Consider the following 21,638-nt stretch of genomic DNA (forward strand, 5'->3'; position numbering starts at 1 on the left):
ACTCCCCGCACGGCTGACCATCCGGGAGCCGCCCTAGGCCCCTTGGTAGGCCCCATCCCGCAAAACGGCCACCACGGAACTCGCATCCAGTTCCGCCGCGACGGACACGTCTTCGGAGTAGCCGGCATCCACCAGCTCACGCCCGCTGGAACAGCCGCGCAGGACCGCTGAAAGATGGGGTTCTGCGGCATCGAACGCTGCCGCCGCAGCTACGGATTCCGGTGAAAAACTGTGGCGCCCCGCCGCTATCAGCCCGGCCATGAAAGCGCCGGCGCCCAGTTCGTCTTCCAGTGCCGGACGCAGTGCTCCGTGAGCCCACCTTTCACCTGCCGCAATAACGGCTATGACGGCGTCCTCGGGAAGCGTTGAGTGGACCCAGTCGGCGGTGGCCGCGGCGTTCCGAAGCGAGACCGCAACCACTTGCCGGGCGGACGTGGCGAGCTCGTGGCTGATCGCAGAACCGTTGGGCGACGGGAGGACCACCCGGTCCAACGTCCGGGCCGCGCGAAGACTCCCCGGCGACAAGCTCAGCCCTTCTGAACCACGCGGTCCGGCGAGCAATGCCTGATGGTGGGCGGCAAATTCGCCGGCCGCGGCGTCTCTTTGGGGATACGGAAACACCATCGCCCCGCGGTCTACCGCAACGCTGACGCACGTGGTGAACGACAAAACGTCAACCACCACCGCGAGGTCAGCTCCAGGCACAACCGCGCGGGCGCCGTCGAGCCCCCATTCGAACCGGACCGAATACGGAAGCTGACGCTGTGCCGCTGCGGGTTCTCTGAGCAAAGTGCTCACGCCAATTCCGCTGCGAGGTTGCGGCGTGCGGCCTCGAGCCACAGCGCCTTGGCGCGTTCGCCATGGAACAGCGGGTCCAGGCCAAGCAGGTGACGTACGACGGCGGCGCGCCCCTTGGCGAAGTCGTCGTCGCTGACGTGGGCGTAGTCTTCGCGGACGGCGGCGAGATACCGTGCGTAGGACTGTTCGTCCCCACCAAGGACGGAGAGGTCCGCGTCGCAGAGGAGGGCACCGGCGTGGTCGCCAGGTTCGGGCTTATGGGTGGAAGTGAGCCGGACCAATCGGGCAACTTCTGCCACGTCACCGGGAGCCAGTCCTGCTACGGACAACCGGGCCTCTGCCAGGAGCGCTGATTCTTCCTCGTCCTGTCCGGCGACACCTTCATAAACGGCGTCATGAAACCACGCCGCAAGGGATACAGTTCTGGCCGGTAGGGCGGGCTCGGTCAGCACGTCCAAGGCCTCAAGAACCGCCAGCAGATGGGTCCGGCTGTGGTACTTCCTGCCGTCTTCGCCCCAACGTTCCAACAGCTCGAAGCCAAGTTCCTCGTGCCCCGGGAACGTGGTGTTCCACCGTTCCAGCAGTGGAACGGTCAGGGCTTTGCTGCGTGATCGGGCAGGGATCCGCAGGCCGCTGGCAATGAGCTTGCGGACCAGGATCCGGGCTTCGACGGGGATGGCTCCGGCCAGGACCAAATCGTCGTAACGGCGTTCGGGAACGTCGTAGTGGTCTCCGTCGAATGCCCGTTCGGGTACTCCGGCTGCTGCTGCGAATGCGTGCAGCTCATCCAATGACTTGTCTGATACCAAGTGCGAAAAGACTGTGCCGTGGGCGGGCCACAGGGGCGGATCGACGTAGATGGCCATGGCCAAAGTGTAGTCCCGGGCGTTCCCTCCCAGTTGCCGTCCGGGAGGGCGGCTGCGGCTGGGACGGAAGGAGCGCCTGGCGCACCTGAACAGCTACCCCGCAGCGGGTTGGCCCAACAACAGTTGCGCCCGTTCCGAAGCGTCGTGGCGGATCTGCTTCACGTCAGCCACCTCTGCCTCGAGTTCCTTCATGCGCGTGGTCAGGTATTTGTCCAGAACTGAGGTGATCTTCGCGTCGAATCCAGTGTTCTCGCGGCATGTGGCATCCGTGACGGCGATCTTCAGCTCCTTCTGGCCTCCTGCGTCAAGTCCGGCCGAGGCTGCCTCGCCGGGACGGCTGTAAGGGAATGCCGTTGTGGACATGCACTCCTTCCAGGAATTCACGGCAGATTCGATCCCAACGTCCTGGCTGGCAGCGTTGGTTGCAACCATCAGCGAGTTCAAGGCCAGTGCCGTGGCCCTCATGTAGCTGTCGGCATTCCCATAGATAGCCGTGATTCCCTCGGCCTTGCAACCACCCCACAGCATGCCGGTCCCTGCCGAAGACTGGACCACATTCTGTTCCGGGGAGCCCCCTCCATGCAGCGCCTGCTGAAAGCCGGGGTCGGCCATGAGCTTCCCAAGATCGGAGTTCTCCACAGGCTCATGCGCACCCGCCGGCTTAAACGTTGCGTAGCCGGTAGCGCGTGCTGTCTCTACAGTGAGCGCGTCGAACCCGATGGTCTTCTTGAGGTCCACTGAGTCCTGTCCCGCGGAAACGGGCGTGTAGACGTAACCGGACTTTGCCATGCACTGCCGTATGGCTTCAGCTACGCCCTTTTCGGCCACAGGGTCCGCGGATGCGAACTTCTCTGCTGCCAAGGTCATCCCGGACACGGGATGTTCCGCAGCCTTTGTCAGCAGGGAATGTGCTCCGGGCGTGGCGGCAGCTGCCATGGTGACTGCCGCGCCGACGGTAAGAATCAGCGCCCCGATAGTCTTCTTCTTCACGATTTATCTCCTTGTGGACGAATTATGGTCTGTTTTAGGCAATGCGGTAGCTGGCCCTGGTGGTTGCAGGGCCTGGTTGGAGCGTGGAAAGTCAGCCGATCAGCCTGTTTTGGTAGGCAAAGGCCACCAACTGGATTCGGTTCTTGAGTTTGAGCTTGGACAGGATGTTGCCGATGTGGGACTTCACCGTGGCATCACTGAGTACCAACGACGCAGCGATCTCACCATTGGCCATGCCCTTCGCTGCCAACATGAAGACATCGTGCTCGCGAGCCGAGAGGGGTGCCAGGACGGCGGTGTTGGACTCGGCGGGGGTGGTGTAGTCCCTGAGGAGTTCGTTGGTGGCGGACGGGGCCATGACGGCATGCCCGGAGTGAACGGTGCGGATGGTGGCCAGCAGGAATTCCGGCGTCGCGTCTTTGGTGAGGAAGCCGCCGGCCCCCGCTTGGATGGCCCGGACCACTGCTTCGTCGTGCTGGATGGTGGTGAGCACGATGACCTTGGTCCGGCCCGCCCTCTCGGTGATGCGCCGGGTGGCCGTGATCCCGTCCATGACCGGCATTCGGATATCCATGAGCATCACATCCGGTTCCACGGTTCCGGCAAGTTCAACGGCTTGCCCGCCGTCGGTCGCCTCGCCCACCAGGTCGAGGTCGGGCTGGCTGCGAAGGATCATTTTCAGGCCGGCGCTGAACAGGGGTTGGTCGTCCACCAAGGCCACGCGGATTGGGGTTTCGTTCATGGCAGGGTTGCCTCCACTTCGAAGAGTTGGCCATTGGTGGCTGTCGTGAGTCGGCCGCCGGCCGCCGTCGCCCGTTCCCGCATGCCGGGGATACCGCGGCCGGTTCCCGACGACGGTACTTCCGTTCCGCCGTCGGCGAGCCTTGATCGGATCTTCAGTTGCAGGCCCGAGCTGTCGCGGGCAACTGTCACGGTGGCCCCGGCCTTTCGATCGCCGTGCTTGAAGGCGTTCGTCAGGCTCTCCTGGATGATGCGGTACACGGTGAGATCCTGCACGGGGGAGAGACCTTCCAAGCCATCGGCGCGAAGCTCCACGGGCATGCCGCTGCTTTGCAGTCGTTTCGCAAGGGCCGGTAGTTCAGCGGCTCCGGGAGCGGGTCCTTCCAGTTCCGAGCCGAAACTTTGAACGAGGCGCCGGGTCTCCTGAAGGGCACCCCGTGCCGAGGACGCAATGACGTGGGCCGCTTCCTCCACCAGCTCCGGCTCCGACCGGTGGACGTACCGGATACCGTCTGCCTGGGCTGTGATGACGGCGAGGGAATGCGCAAGGACGTCATGCAACTCGCGGGCGATCCTGTTGCGCTCCTGCTCGATCACCAAGGCGTCAGCCGTTGATTCAAGTCGGGACTCAGCCTGTTCCCTGGCGAGCCGGTTGGCGGCGGCTTGACGGACGGAGGTTGCCGCTGCCCAACCGGCCAGGTTCAGCGCCGAGAAGGAGGCGAACACCAGGAAGGCGTAGACGGTAATACGGAAGGCGCCGGCCTCCGCCAACTGCTTGCCGAACACAAAGTTGATCCACGTGGTGTCGGCGAACCAGTTCACGGTGACCATGCCGGCAGCAGCCATGGCAGCCACGGGAAGGGGCCACCGTTTCGGCTCCTTCCAGCCGAGAGCTGCGAAAAAGAACAGTACGGGCAAGCAAACGTAAGGGGCGGCTCCGGACAGCATGACGCTTGGGAAGAAGCCAAACGCTTGAAGCCCCAGTGCTGCGAATGCGAAGATCACGGCCGCTGCCGGAATCAGTTCGGCAGCGGCGACGGCAGCGGATAATGCCACCAGAGTTGCGCTCGCGGCATCGAGACTGCGCTCCTCCAGGACCATGAGCGCAACGAGCATGGCCAGGCCCACCAACGGTGCTGCAACGGGGCGGAAGGCCAGGGCTCTCGGTGACATGCTCCAACCCTAGGCTGCCGGGTTCCGGCAATGCCGCCGATTCGGCCATGTTCAGCCGGGTGGGGGAGCAAGTTCGTCCGAGGTGCTGAGAGGTGGACGTTCGACGGCGGTGCGCACCAGTTCCCGCCTGGCGCCCCTGAGCCTACGGGCGCATGGAGTGCATAGGTGCGCGCCGCCCATCAAGGTCACACCGTGTTTGCGGAGTCTCACAATAGATATCTACGCAAATACGGATCTACACTGAATCCATGCCGCAAATACGAATTTCCGAGGCCGCCCGCTTCCTCGGGGTCAGCGACGACACTGTGAGGCGTTGGACTGAGAATGGAACGCTGACTCCCCTGAAGGATCCGGCCGGGCGCCTGGCAGTGGATGGCTTGGAGCTGGCCAAGCTTGCCCGGGATCAGTCGCACCTTCCGGACGACCCCGCCAGGGCCGGGAGCTCCGCCCGGAACCGATTCGTGGGCCTTGTCACCGGCATCACCGCGGACAAGGTCATGGCGCAGGTGGAGCTTCAATGCGGTCCATTCCGGGTGGTCTCCCTCATGAGCAGTGAAGCCGTGCGGGAGCTGGGGCTGGAACTGGGGTCTGTGGCCACGGCGGTGGTCAAAGCCACCACGGTCATCATCGAATCACCCCAGGGAAAGAGCATCATATGAGCCGCGTCCGCAAACCCTTCGCCGCACTGCTGGTGGCAGGCGCACTGGCCTGTACCTTGTCGGCAAGCCTCGTGGGCTGCGCTCCGGACACCAGCGCAGCGGCAACCCAGGCCCCCGGAAAGTCTTCAGGTGAGATCACGGTGTTCGCGGCGGCATCCCTCAAAGCCTCCTTCACACAGTTGGCCAAGGACTTCGAAGCCGCAAACCCCGGCACCAAGGTGAAGCTCAGCTTTGCCGGTTCCTCCGATCTGGCAACCCAAATAGCCCAGGGCGCCCCGGCCGACGTCTTCGCTTCCGCGGACACCAAGAACATGGCAAAACTCGCTGACGCAGGCCTGCTTGAAGGATCAGCCACCAATTTCGCCAGCAACGTCCTGGAGATCGCGGTCCCCCCCAGCAACCCGGCGTCGATCACGTCCTTCGCGGACCTGGCCAAACCTGACGTCAAAGTGGTCACGTGCGCAAGCCAGGTCCCGTGCGGAGCGGCAACGGACGCCGTCGAGAAGGCCTCCGGTACAACCTTGAGTCCTGTGAGCGAGGAGTCGTCGGTGACGGACGTTCTGGGGAAAGTGGTCTCCGGCGAAGCGGACGCCGGCCTGGTCTATGTCACGGATGTGAAGGGAGCAGGCGAGAATGTGAAGGGCATTCCGTTCGCGGAATCGGACAAGGCCGTCAACACCTACCCGATAGCCACGGTAGGCTCCAGCAAGAACAAGGCCCTGGCTGCGGCGTTCATTGCCCAGGTCACCAGCGACAAGGGCAAAAAGGTCCTGGGCGACGCCGGTTTTGGCACACCCTGACGCCGGTTTTGGCAATCCCTAAGGAGATCATGAGCACCGCGTACCACGGCATCCCGCGATGGATCTATGCCGTGGCAGCTATGGGCGGCCTCCTGGTGATTCTTCCCTTGGTGGCGATGCTGCTGCGCGTGAACTGGCCGCAGTTCATCCCCTTGGTGACCTCGGAGTCTTCACTCGCCGCCCTGGGCCTGAGCCTGCGGACCTCCGCTGCGAGCACGCTTTTGTGCATCGTCCTGGGCGTTCCGTTGGCGTTGGTGCTGGCCGGGGGGGAGTTCCCCGGACAGAAGCTCCTAAGGTCCTTCGTCCTGTTGCCGCTGGTGCTGCCTCCCGTCGTCGGGGGTATTGCGCTGCTGTACACCTTCGGGAGGCAGGGCCTGTTGGGGAAGTCGCTGGAGCTTGCCGGCATCCACATCGCGTTTTCAACCACCGCAGTTGTCCTGGCCCAGGCGTTCGTTGCCTTGCCGTTTTTGGTGGTCAGCCTGGAGGGTGCGCTGCGGTCGGCCGGAGGAAGGTACGAAGCCGTAGCCGCGACGCTGGGTGCCCGGCCCACCACGGTTCTTCGCCGCGTCACGCTTCCGTTGGTCTTGCCCGGGCTGGCGTCGGGGGCTGTGTTGTCCTTCGCCCGCAGTCTGGGAGAGTTTGGCGCCACGCTGACGTTCGCGGGCAGCCTGGAAGGTGTCACCCGGACGCTGCCGCTGGAGATCTACCTGCAGCGCGAAACCGACCCCGATGCCGCCGTCGCGCTGTCCCTGGTGCTGGTTGCCGTGGCAGTCGCGGTGGTGGGGCTCAGTTACGGTAGCCGACGGCGTGCAGCAGCGGCGGTCCAGCAATGAGTTTCGAGTTGGAGGCAATCCTCAAGGCCAGAAATTTCGACATGTCCCTGAGCCTCGGCGACCACGAAACCGTAGCGGTCCTCGGTCCCAACGGCGCGGGCAAGTCGACCTTGCTGGGCGTGATCGCCGGGCTGTTGCGGCCCGATTCCGGGTGGGCGAACATCGCGGGCAGACAGCTGTTCACGCTCGACGCCGGCACTCGCCATTGGGCTGCACCCCACCTGCGTGGTACCGCCCTTTTGGCCCAGGAGGCGCTGCTTTTTCCGCACCTGAGCGTACTGGACAACGTGGCGTTCGGGCCCCGCAGCGGTGGTGCTTCCAAAGCCGCAGCACGGGAAACGGCTCAGCATTGGCTGGCCGAAGTGGACGCCTTGCAATTCGCGCACAGGAAACCAGCCCAGCTCTCCGGTGGACAGGCGCAGCGGGTCGCGGTGGCCCGCGCCCTTGCGGCCGAGCCTGAACTGCTGCTCCTGGACGAACCCATGGCAGCACTGGACATCCATGCCGCCCCGTTGCTCCGCCGCGTGCTCAAGCGCGTCCTGAAGGATCGGAAGGCCATCATCGTCACCCACGATGTCCTGGACGCCTACATGCTCGCTGAGCGTGTGGTGGTGGTGGAAAACGGCCGGATCGTCGAGGAGGGCCCCACGCGGAAGGTCCTTGAACGGCCCAGAAGCCACTTTGCCGCCGGACTTGCAGGACTGAATATTGTCACCGGCGCCCTCAGCCAGGAAGGTATCACGACGCCGGATGGCCGGGTTTTCGCGGGACAGCACGATCCCGGCTGGTCACCTGTCCCCGGCCAGGCAGGCGTGGCGGCGTTCCCACCGTCGAGCGTTTCTGTTTTCCTGGGGGACGTGCACGGAAGCCCCCGCAATTCGTTCCCGGTGACCATATCCGACCTCGAGCCGCACGGCGACCAAATCCGGGTCCGCGCCAGCGCGGGTACGGACGGCACCTTGTCCGCAGACATCACCCCGGCCGCGTCTGCCGACCTGGGCCTGGCTCCCGGCATGGAAGTGCGATTCGTGGTGAAGTCGGCGCTGGTGTCGGTGTACCCGGCGTGAGGCCTGGATCCTTCCGATGACGCCCAACCCGGGACTCACGAACTGTCCTGAAGCCAGCTGCGGCTACTTAGTCCCGGTACATCCGTTCGGCATATGACGGCCCGTAGTACGCTTCCAGGTCTTCCAGGGGCGTTTCCGGCTGGGTGTAGGCCTGGGCGAGCGCCGCGATGCTTGGAAGCTGGTCCGGATTCCAGGTCCCGGGCTCCCACAGTCCGCTGCGCATAAAGGCCTTGCCGCAGTGCGTGAAGACTTCCTCCACGCAAACCACGACGGCGGCACGCGGCCGGTGGCCTTTGACCACCATCTGGTCGAAGAAGTCTGCATCGCGGACAATGAGTGCCCTGCCATTGATCCGCAACGTGTCTGTTCGGCCCGGAACGATGGAGAGTATTCCGACGTTCGAGTTTTCCAGGATGTTGTGGAAGCCGAAGGCGAGCTTGTTGCCCGGGCGCTCGGGAATGGCAATGGTGTGCTCGTCCAGGACGTGGATGAAACCGGCTGGGTCGCCCTTGGGCGAAGCGTCCACGCGGCCGTTGGCATCCGTGGTGGAGAGGACGCAGAACGGGCTGGCCGCAAGCCATTGCCTGTCGAATTCGCTGAGCGCAGTCCGGACCTTCTTTCGCACGCGCTCCAGGGGCAATCCGATCAGGTCTTCGAGTTCGTCAGCGGTGGAGATGGTGTCCATGGACCCCAGCCTAACCGGACGACGCTGGACAGCCGTTTCGCCGTGGGCAAACATTGAACCCAATGGCCTCGAAATTAAAGTTGAGCGTAGTAGACTCAACTTTGAAAGTATTGGTCACACTCCAGAAAGGGAGCACTCTTTGGACATCAAATTCACCACCAAAAGCCAGGAGGCCCTTTCTGCGGCCGCCATGAACGCTTCCACCGCCGGCAACCCCCAAGTGGAGCCAGCTCACCTGCTCAAGGCCCTGATGGACCAGCGCGAGGGCGTCGCCGTGGCACTGCTGCGTGCCACGGGAACGGATCCGGACGCCGTGAGCGTGCAGGCGAGCTCGGCCATCAAGGCGCTGCCATCATCTTCGGGCAGTTCCGTCCAGCAGGCCCAGCTCTCCCGCCAGTCCATGCAGGCCATCCAGGCCGCCCAAAACGAGGCGGACAAACTCGGCGACTCCTTCGTCTCCACCGAGCACCTGCTGCTGGGACTCTCGGCCGGAAGTGACGCCGTCGGGAAGTTAATGCGCGACGCCGGCGCCTCCCATGAGGCGCTTCTCGCCGCCTTGCCGGGCGTCCGCGGTGACAGGAACGTCAACTCGCCGGACCCCGAAAACACCTTCCAGGCCCTGGAAAAGTTCGGCACGGACCTGACCGCGGTTGCTCGGTCGGGCAAACTGGACCCCGTAATTGGGCGCGATAGCGAGATCCGGCGCGTGGTTCAGGTCCTGAGCCGCCGCACCAAGAACAACCCCGTGCTCATCGGTGAGCCGGGCGTTGGAAAGACCGCCGTTGTCGAGGGCCTGGCCCAGCGCATGGTGGCCGGAGACGTACCTGAAAGCCTGCGCGGCAAGACCCTCATCGCACTTGACCTTGCCTCCATGGTGGCTGGAGCCAAGTACCGCGGCGAGTTTGAAGAACGGCTCAAGGCGGTGCTTGAGGAGATCAAGAACAGCAACGGGCAGATCGTCACGTTCATTGACGAAATCCATACGGTAGTCGGTGCAGGTGCCACGGGTGAGAGTGCCATGGATGCCGGCAACATGCTCAAGCCCATGCTGGCCCGCGGTGAACTGCGCCTGATCGGTGCCACCACCCTGGACGAGTACCGCGAGAACATCGAGAAGGATCCCGCGCTGGAGCGCCGCTTCCAGCAGGTGTACGTGGGCGAGCCCAGCGTGGAAGACACCATCGGTATTCTCCGTGGCCTGAAGGAACGCTACGAGGCACACCACAAGGTCGCGATCGCCGACTCCGCCTTGGTGGCTGCCGCCACGCTGTCCAACCGCTACATTTCGGGGCGCCAGTTGCCGGACAAGGCCATCGACCTCGTGGATGAGGCCGCGTCCCGGCTCCGCATGGAGATCGACTCGGCACCGGAAGAGATCGACCAGCTCCGCCGCGCCGTCGACCGTTTGACCATGGAAGAACTGGCCCTCCAGAACGAAACCGACCCCGCGTCAGTTGAACGTCTCGCTGCGCTCCGTGCCGACATGGCTGACAAGAAGGAAGAGCTGAGCGCCCTGAACGCGCGGTGGGAAGCCGAGAAGGCTGGCCTCAACCGCGTGGGCGACCTCAAGGCAAGGATTGACGAGCTGCGGTCCGCTGCCGACAAGCACCAGCGTGAAGGTGACCTCGAATCGGCGTCGCGGATCCTGTACGGCGAACTGCCTGCCTTGGAACGGGAGCTGAGTGCCGCCGCCGAAGAGGAGTCTGCCCGCGGAGAGTCGAAGTCGGAACTGATGGTGGCAGAGGACGTCACCGCGGACGACATTGCCGAGGTCATTTCAGCCTGGACGGGGATCCCGGCCGGCCGCATGCTCCAGGGAGAGTCCCAGAAGCTGCTGCACATGGAAGAAGAGCTTGGCAAACGCCTCATCGGGCAGAGCAAGGCAGTGCAGGCCGTGTCTGACGCCGTGCGGCGGGCGCGTGCCGGCATCAGCGACCCCAACCGTCCAACGGGTTCGTTCCTGTTCCTGGGCCCCACCGGCGTCGGTAAAACGGAGCTGGCCAAGGCCCTGGCGGACTTCCTCTTCGACGACGAACGCGCCATGATCCGGATCGACATGTCCGAGTACAGCGAAAAGCATGCCGTGGCCCGCCTGGTGGGTGCCCCTCCGGGATACGTCGGATACGAAGAGGGCGGCCAACTCACCGAAGCCGTGCGCCGGCGGCCCTACTCGGTGGTGCTGCTGGACGAGGTGGAAAAGGCCCACCCTGAGGTCTTCGACATCCTCCTGCAGGTTCTCGACGACGGCCGCCTCACCGACGGCCAGGGCCGGACCGTGGACTTCCGCAACACGATCCTGGTGCTGACCTCCAACTCCGGCAGCCAGTTCCTGGTAGACCAGTCGCTGGACGCCAAGGCCAAGCGCGAGGCCGTCATGGCGGTGGTCCAGGCGTCCTTCAAGCCGGAGTTCCTGAACCGCCTGGACGAGATCGTGCTGTTCGAGCCTTTGACCGTTGAGGAACTTGCCCGGATTGTTGAGCTGCATGTGGCCGAACTGGGCAGGCGCCTGCGCGACCGCAGGTTGTCGTTGGAGGTCACCGAGGGTGCCCGCGCATGGCTGGCCATGTCCGGCTACGATCCCGCCTACGGCGCAAGGCCGCTAAGGCGCCTGGTCCAGCGCGAGATCGGCGACCGACTGGCCAAGGAGATCCTGGCGGGTGCGATCAGCGACGGCGACACTGTCCTGGTGGACACTGCGGCCGACGTCAACGAGCTCACCATAGAGGGTCTGGAGGCACTGTCAGACCCCGACGGCGGCTCGCCAGTGGGCACGGGCCTCATCGTCCGCAGGAAGTAAGGCCCGGGAAGGCGCTACTTTTCGAGCAGGTCTTCCTTGATGGTGTTGCCGGAGTCCACCACGATGAAGCAATCAACGCGGCGGTCGCCACGATCCCAGCTGGTGCTGCTGGGATACACGTTCTGCTGGAGCAGGATGTAGTTGTCGGCCGCCGTGTTGAGCTTCACGGTCTTGCAGACTTCCCTGCCTTTCTCCTTCAAAGCGTTCGCACCGGGGAACGACTCGTCGGCACCGTAGCTGAAAACAGCACCAAGCTGGGCCGAGTGCTCGGTATCGCACGCTACAGCCCGCGCCTGAGTGGCATTGGCGTCGAAGTTTGCGAAGCAGTCGCCAACCTGAAAGTCCTTTGAATTCGCATCGCGGGGGAGCGGACCCGGCGTCGCCGTGGCAGAGGGGCTGGCCTCTGCGGCTTCCGGGCGGCTGCCCAGCAGGTTGAGCAGGACCCAGATCACCACTCCAATAAGGATCAGGACGCCCACCACGATTCCGCCGATGACCAGGCGTTGGCGCTTGACAGGGTCTCCGTGCTGCCCGGGTTGCCATTCCTGGCCTGTGGCCGGTTCCTGGCCCGGGTAGGGCGGCTGCCACTGCTGCGACTGGCCGGGGTACGGCTGCTGCCAGGGATAGTGGGGTTCGTCACCACTTTCCGGGGGCAGCGCGGGATCCGGCTGATCGCCAGGATTCGGTACGAAGTCAGGGTCGAGCTCTGGTGCGGGATCCGGCTGGAGACCTGATGGTGGGGTCCATGGTGCCGTGTGAGGCTGTTCGCCGGCAGCCTGGGGAGCTGTTTCGGGCGCAGGGGACGCACCATCCTTGCCCTGTTCGAGGGGCGAACCATCACGTCGCGAGGTGTTGTCTTGGCTCATGTTCCGGGGTGTGCCTTCCTGCTGTGGAGCCGCATTGAGGCCGACTCTACCCAATTTTCCGCTGGCTTGGAGGTGCTGGGGGCTGGTTTTGGCAGTGTTGGACCAGTAGTCGGGGCTGATGTGGCGCACAGGCACCCCTGAAAGCATGTAATCTAGACATACGACAAATTGACCAAACATTCCGGGGCCTCACCGATAGCCAAGGTGACCACCTCCGGTCCAAGTACAAAAGGGGGTCACGCCATGGGGCGCGGCCGTCAAAAGGCAAAAGCTACCAAGCAGGCTCGGGACATTAAGTACTACTCCCCGAACACTGACTATTCGGCACTTGAGCGTGAGCTCACGGGTCCATCCAGTCGTGTAAAGAGCCACTTCCCGGACGATCCCCCGGAGCCGGACTACTCGGCCTACGAGGATAAGTACGCGGAAGATGATGACGACGAGGTAGACACCCGCCGTATCGGATAGCTGTCGCAACCAACAGGTGCCGCTGGCACTGAGTTGCGTACCGCCGTCGTACATAAGGTCATCGCGCATCCCCGGATGCCGTACATCTTTTGAAAAGGGCCCCCAGGGCACGCCGTTCGTTGGCGTACCCTGAGGGCCCTTTTTCTTTTAACGTTGTGATGCTTCGGCGACATGACAGGATTAACTGCATGACTGAGAGAAAGCACTACGCCAGCGGCGAGCCGTGTTGGGCGGACCTGCAGACACGGGACGTGGCGGCAGCAAAGGACTTCTACCAGCGCGTATTCGGCTGGACCTACAAGGACCTCCCCACTCCGGACGGGCGCAGCTACTCGCAGGCGTTCGTGAAAGACCAGTTGGTAGCCGTGATCGCCCCGCAGAATTCCATGCAGGAAGCCGCCGGTTCGCACGGGAAGTGGAACATCTACCTCGCCGCCACGGACACCGAGGAAGTGGCCGAAGATGCTGCCCATGCCGGCGGCAGCCTGCAGTTCGGGCCGGAGGCGGTTGCTGACACGGGTGTCCTCGCGTTCATCGAACCGCCCGGCGGAGGCACCACGGGCATCTGGCAGGCGGGCACACATACCGGCAGCAAGCTCTTCAACGAGCCCGGAGCCTTGGCGTGGGCCGAGCTGCTGACCCCGGAGCCCCAGGCCGCCGTCGCATTCTTCCAACAGCTTTTCGGATACGAGGTCACCCAATACCCCCAGGACGACGGCGGCAGCTACAGCACCCTGATGGTCAACGGTGATGAGGTGGCCGGCGTTGTTCCTGCCGGGGAAGGAGAGGACCCCTCGTGGCAGGTCTACTTCGGGGTGTCCGACGTCCGGAAGGCTGCCGAGGCTGCCGTGGCCGCCGGGGGAGAGCTCCTGCTGGAGCCGGAGGACAATCCGGAGTCAGGATCGCTCGCGACCATCGCGGATCCCCAAGGCGGCGTGCTGAGCTTGATCCAGGTTTAGGCAGACCTTCCGCTTCTTTTTGAAGCAATAAACTGCCCACTTTTACGGTCCCGGCACATTGGTGACAAAGGACCGTCCCGATCAGCACGGTGTTCGGTCCCGTGCGGTAATCATATTCGCGGTGCCCGGTGCCCGGTGCCCGGTGCCCGGTGCCCGGTGCCCGGTGTCGGTTTCTGGCCATGCGACTGCCCAATGTGCTGGTCCTTGACCATCTCGGGTGCGGGCCCTGACCCGGCCGCCCCCTATTGGATCGTCCCACCAGCGGTGTCGGCGTCCAACTATTCACCTGAGCTCTTCCCGCCACCACGCGGGCCACTGCACGACGGCGATTTGCTTGGCGGCGCTGTAAATCCCCTGCAGATCAAGGATCCAACCCTGTCCCGATAGATCTCTATCAAAAAATTTCTGGAACTTGCGACATATTCCGTTCCGAGCCGGTACTCCCTTAGTGAAGCCTCGCCCTGCTTGGGGGCGGGGGCTCTGCCCTGTAATTGTTTCCGTTCCCAGTGGAGCGGTTGAGTAAGAGTTCTTGGAAGGACCTCCATTGAAGTTTCCCCGCGGAAGAGCGACGGCCATAATCGCCGCGTTGATGGTGGTCCTTGGTGGACTGTCGCTAGGCGCGCCGGCGGACGCGTACGAAGTGGCCACAACTCAGGCGAACGTCACTGGCGGAGTCGCCGTGCTGACGATGCCGGGCTCTGGCCTCACCACAACTTATGACCAGTCCGGGTTGACCTATCTTGCTGGCAGGACGACTCTGGGTAGCCGCGGATACGTCGCTTCGGACTTTTCGCAGGGAATCCCCAGCACTACGCCGGCTGTAGAGTTCTGGACGGACGCGGTGAACAACTGCCCGGCCAGTGGAACGTGTTCGGGTCTGGGCACCGTCACTCTTGCCTTCAGCCAGCCAGTGCGCAACCCGGTGTTGAACCTTGCAGGTATGGGCGGGTACGTGGCCCTCGATATCGGCAACAACGGCAGTACTGATCAGCAATCGCAGTATCACGTCGTGTTGAACCTTGCCACTCCTGGGCTGACCATGAGCAAGCTGTCCGGAGGCAATCTCGCTGTAAGTGGCAACTCCATCACCGCAGTGAATGACAACACTGGTATTTCGTGCAACACCACAGCTCAAAGTGGCAACCCCACACCCTTCAATGCACAGGCAACAGCTGCTTGCGGTTCGGTGAGAATCAACGGCATCGTTACCAATCTGACCTTCGATGTCAGCAGCGTTCACGTTCCCGTCAGCAACTCCGTACCCGGATACACGGATAACGTCGTCACGAACGCGAATATACACAATCAAGACAACTTTCTGATGGCCGTAACGGTTCCGCAGGACTTCGGGGATGCCCCGGCGTCTTACGACCAAGGCAATGCTGCGAGGGCTGTGACATCCGACGTAACGCTGGGTGCCAACATCACCGAGGACAACGCCAACGTGGCAAACGGCACGTCGTCCCCCAACGCCAGCGCTACTGCTGCGCTGGACCAAATGGACGATGGCGTCGTCATGGCGCCCATGACGGCGGGCGCAACCAGTTATTCCAGAACAGTCGCAATCAGTGGCGCCAGCAAAGCCGGAACTACCTGTGGCTGGATCGACGTCAATAAGGACGGACTCTTCAACAATACTGCGGAGCGGGCGTGTGCCAGCTTTGCGGCCGGAGCCACATCAGCCACGCTCAACTGGACAGCAGTTCCCGTAGGCATGACCGCCGGGACCACCTATGCGCGATTCCGGATCGGTTACACCGCAAGCCAGGTCCAGGTGCCCACTGGACCTTCGAACTCGGGCGAGGTGGAGGACTACGTGGTCACAATCGCCCCAGCCGCTGCTCCGGCCATCACGTTGGTCAAGACGGTGGACAGGACCACGCTCGTGGCTGGCCAAACGGCCACGTACACGTTCGTGGCCCAGAACACCGGAAACGTCACCCTTACGGGCGTCGTGATCAGTGAAACGCAGTTCTCGGGCACCGGCACCATGTCTGCTTTGACATACACCTGGCCCGGATTGCCCGGTGTTCTGCTTGCTGGACAATCCGTAACGGCGACGGCCACCTACGTCGTGACCCAGAGCGATGTCACAACGGGCGTGCTCACAAACACAGCCAAAGTCAGCGGAACACCGCCTACTGGGCCACCAGTCACAGCCACGGATGACGCAGAAATCAAGGCACCCCCAGCGTGGACGATAAAGAAGACCGCCACAGTAAACAGCGCTGTTCCGGAGAACGGGTGGGTGACACCTGGCCAGACGATCAACTATTCAGTGACAGCAACCAGCCTCAGCGGCATCATCACTGGGGTGGTCCTCAAGGACAACCTCGCTAATGTTCTGGACGATGCCACGTACGTCCCCGGCTCAGCAACTCTCACCATAGGTACAGGAACCCCTGTTGCTGTAGCGGATCCTGTTGCCCCGTCAACCATATTGACAACAGCGGCTTTCACCCTTCCCGCTGGCCAAACAGCGACGTTGCGCTACAGCGTCACCGTCAAGAGCAACGCGTGGAACGCAGCCTTGATCAACACGGTGACCGGCAGCGGCAGCACGCCTCCCCAAACCTGCGCCGCATCCGGATCAAACGGTCCCGGTCCTGACTGCACCACCACACACCAGACACCGGCCAAAGTCCTGATCGAAAAGGTGGGTGAATCGTCTGACGAGGAGTGGGTCGGAATGGCTGGCTCGTCGTGGACCGTCTACACCAACAACAACGGCGCCCCCGGACCTGCCCTTGTAAGCCCAACCACCGTTGCTGTCGCAGGCGAAACAGGATTGTTCCAACTCGAGGGAATCAAACCCGGTACCTACTGGCTTGAAGAGACCACCGCACCTGAGGGCTTCAACTTGTTGGCCGAAGCTGTGCAATTCACCGTTGCAGCCAATGGCTCGGTGACAGTTGGGCAGGGCAGCGGGGCTGGTGTAGTCACCACAAGCGATACCGACGGTGATGGGATCTTCCTCATCACGGTGCGCGATGTGCCTGCACTCGAAATGCCGGAGTCGGGCGGCATCGGCTGGTGGCCATTCACTGCAGCCGGATCGATTCTCATCCTGATAGCACTCGGCTTTGGACTCCTTAACGTCCGCATGCGGAACGCCACCGCCATCTAGACCTCCTGGGGGCCGTAGTGCGGCCAGCCCGGAATGCTGAATGTTCACTCCCGAGCATCCGAACCATCAATAGAAAGAAGAAACACGAAGTGAGTAATCCAAGCTCCCCGCGGCTGTGGAAAGCCGCCGCCGCAACCATAGCCGGGGCGGTGCTGGCGATGTCCTTCTCCGTCGCCCCGGCCTCGGCAGCGCCCTTGGTTGATGGCGATCAGACAGGTTCCATCACAGTCCACAAGTTCGAACGCCCCGCCACTCCCACAGGCCTTCCGAGCAACGGCACTGCGGTAGACACCTCCGGGCTGACGCCGTTGGGTGGCATCGAGTTCACCATTCAGCAGGTCAACACCATTGACTTGTCCAGCAACGCTGGTTGGGACGCAGCGCATAACCTGAGCAGCGTCTTCGCTCCCACGGATCCTGAAGGTTCCATCACGGGCGCCGGATACACCCTGGGTGCAGGGCAGGCACAGACCACCGCTGCCGACGGTACGGCATCGTTCGCGAATCTTCCTGTCGGCCTGTACCTGGTCACTGAGACCAACTATCCTGCAGGCGTAACACCGTCGGCTCCGTTCCTGGTTTCTGTTCCTTTGACCGATCCGGACAACAAGGACAACTGGATCTACGACGTTCACGTCTACCCGAAGAACTCGGTTGCCGGGGCAGAGAAGACCGTCACAGACGCCCCCGATGTGAAGCTCGGCGATCAGATCGACTTCACCATCACAGGTGACATCCCCAACGAATCCGTCATCGATGGTTACAAGATTGTGGACGCCCTCGATCCCAAGCTGACCTACGTAGGCGCCACCGCCACTTTGCTGGATGGAACCGTCCTCACCGAAGGCACTGACTACAACGTCGTCTTCGATGCAGCGAACAACACGGTCTCTGTCATCTTCACCCCCGCAGGTCTGGCAGTACTGGCCGCCCACAACGACACCCGGGTTCAGGTCGTGGTGAACACCACCGTCAACAAAATCGGTGAAATCGAAAACGAAGCACTCGTTTACCCCAACCTCCCCAGCTTCGACGTCACCCCTGGCCAGCCCGGCGGCCCGATCGTCACTCCGCCGGTCGTTACCAAGTGGGGCGAAATGACGCTGCAGAAGGTTGACCAGAACGGCACCGCCCTTGCTGGGGCTTCCTTCTCGGTCTACACCAACGAGGCTGACGCCAAAGCAGGGACCAACCCGGTCGTGCTCAACGGCGAGAGCGTCTTTACCGTCGCCGCCGATGGCACCCTGACCATCTCCGGTCTGCGCTACTCGGACTGGGCCAATGGCGCAGCCGTTGCACCGGGTTCGGCCGACTACCGCACGTACTACTTGGTCGAAACTTCTGCCCCGGCAGGCTACGAACTGCTCGCTGAGCCGGTCTCCTTCCTGATCAACTCAGCATCCACGGCAGTTGGCATTGACCTGAGCGTGAAGAACGTCCCGTCCAATGGCGGCTTCGAGCTGCCCCTCACCGGTGGCGTCGGAACCGGCCTGCTCTACGCAGCGGGAGCACTCCTGGTTGTCGGCGCAGGACTGCTGTTCGTCCGGAACCGCAAGACCAGCAATAGCTAACATCATGGGAGCCGCAACCGTGACTCCCATATAGCCAAAAAGTGGGGAAGATCCTTTAGCGATCTTCCCCACTTTTTGGTTTCGGCACTATACCTCTCCACCATGACCACCGACGTCAGTAGTCGTCGCGGGGCTGGTTCGCGGCGAACACACAGAAGCCACGGGTGCCGTGTTTGCCGTGAGACAAGAGGACCTCCTGGACATGTGTTTTGCTCTCGACAAGCTCCACACAAATCCCGGAGGTCCTCTTTACTGCGTCAATTCCATTCCCGTGTCATCAACGTGCCCGGGACAGTACGCCTAGGCGTAGGCGTTCACCAAACGGACAGCGCCGCCGTCGACGCCCTTGGCACCCTGGACGTAGTCCGGGCCGGTCTTGTCGATCGAGTCGCTGTCAGCTGAGACGGTACCCATGATCCACGACGGCAGGCCGCGGTCATTGAGGCGGGCCACTGCAGCGTCGGCAGCTTCTGCCGAAACGATGGCGACCATGCCCACGCCGAGGTTCAGCGTGCGCTCCAGGTCGGCCAGCGGGACGCTGCCCAGCTCGGAGACCAGCTTGAAGATGGCGGGCAGTTCCCAAGTGGCGCGGTCAACAGTGGCAACCAGGCCCTGCGGGAGGACGCGGGCCAGGTTGGCAGCGAGACCACCACCGGTGACGTGGCTGAAGCCGTGGACAGCGGCTCCGGCCGAGACCGGGAAGGCACGTGCCAGGTCCAGGCAGTCGGCGGCGTAGACGCGGGTCGGCTCCAGGAGTTCTTCACCCAGCGTGCGGCCGAGCTCGGAGACCTGGCGGTCCAGGGCCCAGCCTGCGTGGTTGATGACGCGGCGGACCAGGGAGTAACCGTTGGAGTGCAGGCCGGAAGAAGCCATGCCGATCACAACATCGCCGGCACGGACGCGGTCCGGGCCGAGCAGCGCGTCAGCCTCGACAACACCGGTAGCCGCACCTGCGACGTCGTACTCGTGCTCACCGAGGAGACCCGGGTGCTCAGCGGTTTCGCCACCCACCAGGGCGGTGCCTGCAACGGAGCATGCAGCTGCGATACCGCGGACGATGTCAGCGATGCGCTCCGGCACAACCTTGCCGCAGGCAATGTAGTCGGTCATGTACAGCGGTTCAGCGCCCACAACCACGATGTCGTCCACAACCATGCCCACGAGGTCGAAACCGATGGTGTCGTGGATGTCCATGGCCTGCGCGATCGCAACCTTGGTGCCCACGCCGTCGGTGGACGTAGCCAGCAGCGGCTTCTTGTAGGTGAGGAGCTTGGAGACGTCGTACAGGCCGGCAAAGCCGCCGACGCCGCCAATCACCGAGTTGTTGTGGGTCGCCTTGACTGCGTCCTTCATGAGTTCGACGGCGCGGTCTCCCGCTTCAACATCGACACCGGCGGAGGCGTAGGTGATGCCTGTAGTGTTCGGGGTGCTTCCAGCGGCGGGCGTTGCGGAGGTCATACAGGCTCTTTCTTGTCGGCGTCGGTCAAACGATCAGCGTCGGTCAGCAGGTTCTCGAATTCGGCGTCAGGCCCGGGATCGCATCCCGTGGCGCCTGGCTTTTCCGCGGGATCCTCGGTGTCGTCCACGGAATCGGCGTCAGCAGCCGCTTCCAGTCCGCCAAGATCGGTACGTTCCAGCAGGTTCTTGCCCAGCTTGTCCGCGTGCGGCAGCTCGATGGGGTACTTGCCGGTGAAGCAAGCGGTGCAGAGCCGTTCGCGCGGCTGCTGGGTGGCCCCGATCATGCCGTCCTCGGAGATGTAAGCCAGCGAATCGGCACCGATGGCCTGGGAGATTTCCTCGATGGTGGCGCCGTTGGCGATCAGCTCTGCGCGGGAGGCGAAGTCGATGCCGTAGAAGCAAGGCCACTGAACCGGGGGAGAGGAGATCTTGACGTGGACCTCTTTGGCGCCGGCTTCGCGGAGCATCCTCACGATTGCGCGCTGCGTGTTGCCGCGGACGATCGAGTCATCCACCACCACAATGCGCTTGCCGCGAATAACCGATTCCAAGGCATTGAGCTTCAGGCGGATACCGAGCTGGCGGAGGGTCTGCGAAGGCTGGATGAACGTACGGCCCACGTAGGCGTTCTTGACGAAGCCGTGCGCGAACGGGATTCCGGACTGTTCGGCGTAGCCGACAGCGGCGGGGGTACCGGACTCGGGAACGGGGATCACGAGGTCGGCCTCATGCGTGTTTTCGCGGGCCAGCTGACGGCCCATCTCAACACGGGCCTCGTACACGGAGCGGCCGGCAATGGCGGCGTCCGGACGGGCCAGGTACACGTATTCGAAGACACAGCCGGCGGGGGTTGCCTCGGCGAAGCGCTGCGAACGTACGCCGTCCTCGTCGATGGCGATGAACTCGCCGGGTTCGATCTCGCGGATGAAGCTGGCGCCAACAGTGGCCAGGCCGGCCTGCTCGGAAGCGACAACCCAGCCGCGTTCCAGGCGGCCCAGGCACAGCGGACGGATGCCGTAGGTATCGCGGGCTGCGTAGAGGGTTCCTTCATCCATGAAGACGAAGCAGAATCCACCCTTGATCTTGGGCAGCAGCTCCAGTGCCGTCTGCTCCAGGGTCTTGCCCTCTTCGCCCTCGAGGAGGGCGGTCACCAAGGCGGTGTCAGAGGTGTTGCCCTGCTTCATTTCACCGGTGAGCTGGCCGTCGTTGCGCTCAAGGATCATTTCCCGGAGTTCAGCGGTGTTGGTCAGGTTGCCGTTGTGGGCCAGGGCCACCGTGCCGGTTGCTGTTGCACCCAGGGTCGGCTGCGCGTTGGCCCAGTGGCTTGCACCGGTGGTGGAGTACCGGCAATGGCCAACGGCCAGGTGCCCGGTGAGGGTGTTGAGGGTTGTCTCGTCGAAGACCTGGGACACAAGGCCCATGTCTTTATAGACATTGATGCGCTTGCCGTCACTGGTAGCAATACCAGCCGATTCTTGTCCGCGGTGCTGCAGCGCATACAGCCCGTAATAGGTGAGTTTTGCTACTTCTTCACCGGGAGCCCAAACCCCGAAGACGCCACAAGCGTCCTGGGGGCCTTTTTCGCCGGGGAGAAGATCATGAGAAAGTTTTCCGTCGCCACGTGCCACTGGTCGATTGTCTCATGTTGTGGCCGTGGTACGTTCCCCCGCTGCCTATGTGACCCCCGGAATCGGCCCGGAACATGCTCAGAACAGGCGTGTTGGGCGAAAAATGCGGTGTGTCTCACATTGGCTCCCCTCAAAAGAGGCGCGCCGGACGC

18 protein-coding genes are annotated in these 21,638 nt (G+C 63.2%); 9 read left to right on the forward strand and 9 right to left on the reverse strand.

The window, feature by feature from the left end:
* Positions 1-33: 33 nt before the first annotated feature.
* From AB0N72_RS18000 to AB0N72_RS18020, 5 genes are all read right to left on the reverse strand, one after another.
* Positions 34-798, reverse strand: a complete 765-nt coding sequence (locus tag AB0N72_RS18000) for a 2-phosphosulfolactate phosphatase (protein ID WP_363933648.1) — start codon at positions 796-798, stop codon at positions 34-36.
* Complete coding sequence (locus tag AB0N72_RS18005; protein ID WP_363933650.1) at positions 795-1,664, reverse strand: DUF4031 domain-containing protein; 870 nt, start codon at positions 1,662-1,664, stop codon at positions 795-797. Before AB0N72_RS18005 ends, AB0N72_RS18000 begins: the two co-directional genes overlap by 4 nt.
* Before the next feature lie 93 nt (positions 1,665-1,757).
* Entirely contained in the window at positions 1,758-2,654 is an 897-nt protein-coding gene (locus AB0N72_RS18010; RefSeq protein WP_363933652.1) for a hypothetical protein, read from the reverse strand.
* A 91-nt stretch (positions 2,655-2,745) separates the two neighbouring features.
* The gene (locus AB0N72_RS18015) at positions 2,746-3,396 is read right to left on the reverse strand and encodes a response regulator transcription factor (protein ID WP_363933653.1); all 651 of its coding nucleotides are present in this window, start codon (positions 3,394-3,396) and stop codon (positions 2,746-2,748) included.
* Positions 3,393-4,568, reverse strand: a complete 1,176-nt coding sequence (locus AB0N72_RS18020; RefSeq protein WP_363933655.1) for a histidine kinase — start codon at positions 4,566-4,568, stop codon at positions 3,393-3,395. The genes AB0N72_RS18015 and AB0N72_RS18020 overlap by 4 nt, the downstream gene beginning before the upstream one ends.
* A gap of 248 nt (positions 4,569-4,816) precedes the next feature.
* On the opposite strand from AB0N72_RS18020, the gene AB0N72_RS18025 reads away from it, so the two are divergent.
* From AB0N72_RS18025 to AB0N72_RS18040, 4 genes are read left to right on the forward strand one after another with little or no spacing between them, the layout of a single operon-like run.
* Positions 4,817-5,227, forward strand: coding sequence for a TOBE domain-containing protein (locus AB0N72_RS18025; RefSeq protein ID WP_363933657.1), 411 nt, complete (start codon positions 4,817-4,819; stop codon positions 5,225-5,227).
* Positions 5,224-6,027 (forward strand): molybdate ABC transporter substrate-binding protein, encoded by an 804-nt coding sequence (gene modA / locus AB0N72_RS18030; protein WP_363933658.1) that lies wholly within the window; start codon positions 5,224-5,226, stop codon positions 6,025-6,027. The genes AB0N72_RS18025 and modA overlap by 4 nt, the downstream gene beginning before the upstream one ends.
* 29 nt (positions 6,028-6,056) lie before the next feature.
* Positions 6,057-6,860 (forward strand): ABC transporter permease, encoded by an 804-nt coding sequence (locus AB0N72_RS18035; protein WP_363933660.1) that lies wholly within the window; start codon positions 6,057-6,059, stop codon positions 6,858-6,860.
* Positions 6,857-7,927 carry an ATP-binding cassette domain-containing protein gene (locus AB0N72_RS18040; RefSeq protein ID WP_363933662.1) on the forward strand — a complete coding sequence of 357 codons (1,071 nt, stop codon included), beginning with the start codon at positions 6,857-6,859 and terminating at the stop codon, positions 7,925-7,927. The genes AB0N72_RS18035 and AB0N72_RS18040 overlap by 4 nt, the downstream gene beginning before the upstream one ends.
* Positions 7,928-7,994: 67 nt before the next feature.
* Here the strand turns inward: AB0N72_RS18040 and AB0N72_RS18045 are convergent, their stop codons facing one another.
* Positions 7,995-8,612 (reverse strand): MSMEG_1061 family FMN-dependent PPOX-type flavoprotein, encoded by a 618-nt coding sequence (locus tag AB0N72_RS18045; RefSeq protein ID WP_363933664.1) that lies wholly within the window; start codon positions 8,610-8,612, stop codon positions 7,995-7,997.
* A 139-nt stretch (positions 8,613-8,751) separates the two neighbouring features.
* On the opposite strand from AB0N72_RS18045, the gene clpB reads away from it, so the two are divergent.
* Positions 8,752-11,409: an ATP-dependent chaperone ClpB gene (gene clpB, locus AB0N72_RS18050; RefSeq protein WP_363933665.1), complete on the forward strand. Its 2,658-nt coding sequence runs from the start codon at positions 8,752-8,754 to the stop codon at positions 11,407-11,409.
* Positions 11,410-11,423: 14 nt separating this feature from the next.
* Here the strand turns inward: clpB and AB0N72_RS18055 are convergent, their stop codons facing one another.
* Positions 11,424-12,275: a septum formation family protein gene (locus AB0N72_RS18055; RefSeq protein WP_363933667.1), complete on the reverse strand. Its 852-nt coding sequence runs from the start codon at positions 12,273-12,275 to the stop codon at positions 11,424-11,426.
* A 243-nt stretch (positions 12,276-12,518) separates the two neighbouring features.
* Between AB0N72_RS18055 and AB0N72_RS18060 the strand changes: the two genes are divergently transcribed.
* The 4 genes from AB0N72_RS18060 (at position 12,519) to AB0N72_RS18075 (ending at position 18,400) form a co-directional block, all read left to right on the forward strand.
* Positions 12,519-12,743, forward strand: a complete 225-nt coding sequence (locus AB0N72_RS18060) for a DUF3073 domain-containing protein (protein WP_011776148.1) — start codon at positions 12,519-12,521, stop codon at positions 12,741-12,743.
* Between the two features lie 188 nt (positions 12,744-12,931).
* A complete protein-coding gene (locus AB0N72_RS18065) occupies positions 12,932-13,702 on the forward strand; it encodes a VOC family protein (RefSeq protein ID WP_363933668.1) in 771 nt (256 codons plus the stop codon).
* Positions 13,703-14,246: 544 nt separating this feature from the next.
* A complete protein-coding gene (locus tag AB0N72_RS18070) occupies positions 14,247-16,829 on the forward strand; it encodes a GEVED domain-containing protein (RefSeq protein ID WP_363933670.1) in 2,583 nt (860 codons plus the stop codon).
* An 89-nt stretch (positions 16,830-16,918) separates the two neighbouring features.
* Positions 16,919-18,400 carry a SpaH/EbpB family LPXTG-anchored major pilin gene (locus AB0N72_RS18075; RefSeq protein WP_363933672.1) on the forward strand — a complete coding sequence of 494 codons (1,482 nt, stop codon included), beginning with the start codon at positions 16,919-16,921 and terminating at the stop codon, positions 18,398-18,400.
* 300 nt (positions 18,401-18,700) lie between these two features.
* Here AB0N72_RS18075 and purM read toward each other — a convergent pair whose 3' ends face one another.
* Complete coding sequence (gene purM, locus AB0N72_RS18080) at positions 18,701-19,858, reverse strand: phosphoribosylformylglycinamidine cyclo-ligase (RefSeq protein ID WP_363933674.1); 1,158 nt, start codon at positions 19,856-19,858, stop codon at positions 18,701-18,703.
* Positions 19,855-21,486, reverse strand: coding sequence for an amidophosphoribosyltransferase (purF, locus tag AB0N72_RS18085; protein WP_363933675.1), 1,632 nt, complete (start codon positions 21,484-21,486; stop codon positions 19,855-19,857). Before purF ends, purM begins: the two co-directional genes overlap by 4 nt.
* Positions 21,487-21,638: the final 152 nt, after the last annotated feature.

Source organism: Paenarthrobacter sp. NPDC089307 (assembly GCF_040685055.1).
Lineage (GTDB): Bacteria > Actinomycetota > Actinomycetes > Actinomycetales > Micrococcaceae > Arthrobacter.

Bases quoted from the DNA above. Each gene is read 5' to 3' on its own strand.
- AB0N72_RS18065 (WP_363933668.1), top strand. From the start codon at position 12,932: ATGACTGAGAGAAAGCACTACGCCAGCGGCGAGCCGTGTTGGGCGGAC.
- modA (WP_363933658.1), top strand. From the start codon at position 5,224: ATGAGCCGCGTCCGCAAACCCTTCGCCGCACTGCTGGTGGCAGGCGCA.
- AB0N72_RS18040 (WP_363933662.1), top strand. From the start codon at position 6,857: ATGAGTTTCGAGTTGGAGGCAATCCTCAAGGCCAGAAATTTCGACATG.
- AB0N72_RS18060 (WP_011776148.1), top strand. From the start codon at position 12,519: ATGGGGCGCGGCCGTCAAAAGGCAAAAGCTACCAAGCAGGCTCGGGAC.
- AB0N72_RS18005 (WP_363933650.1), bottom strand. From the start codon at position 1,664: ATGGCCATCTACGTCGATCCGCCCCTGTGGCCCGCCCACGGCACAGTC.
- AB0N72_RS18020 (WP_363933655.1), bottom strand. From the start codon at position 4,568: ATGTCACCGAGAGCCCTGGCCTTCCGCCCCGTTGCAGCACCGTTGGTG.
- AB0N72_RS18035 (WP_363933660.1), top strand. From the start codon at position 6,057: ATGAGCACCGCGTACCACGGCATCCCGCGATGGATCTATGCCGTGGCA.
- AB0N72_RS18045 (WP_363933664.1), bottom strand. From the start codon at position 8,612: ATGGACACCATCTCCACCGCTGACGAACTCGAAGACCTGATCGGATTG.
- AB0N72_RS18055 (WP_363933667.1), bottom strand. From the start codon at position 12,275: ATGAGCCAAGACAACACCTCGCGACGTGATGGTTCGCCCCTCGAACAG.
- AB0N72_RS18025 (WP_363933657.1), top strand. From the start codon at position 4,817: ATGCCGCAAATACGAATTTCCGAGGCCGCCCGCTTCCTCGGGGTCAGC.
- AB0N72_RS18015 (WP_363933653.1), bottom strand. From the start codon at position 3,396: ATGAACGAAACCCCAATCCGCGTGGCCTTGGTGGACGACCAACCCCTG.
- purM (WP_363933674.1), bottom strand. From the start codon at position 19,858: ATGACCTCCGCAACGCCCGCCGCTGGAAGCACCCCGAACACTACAGGC.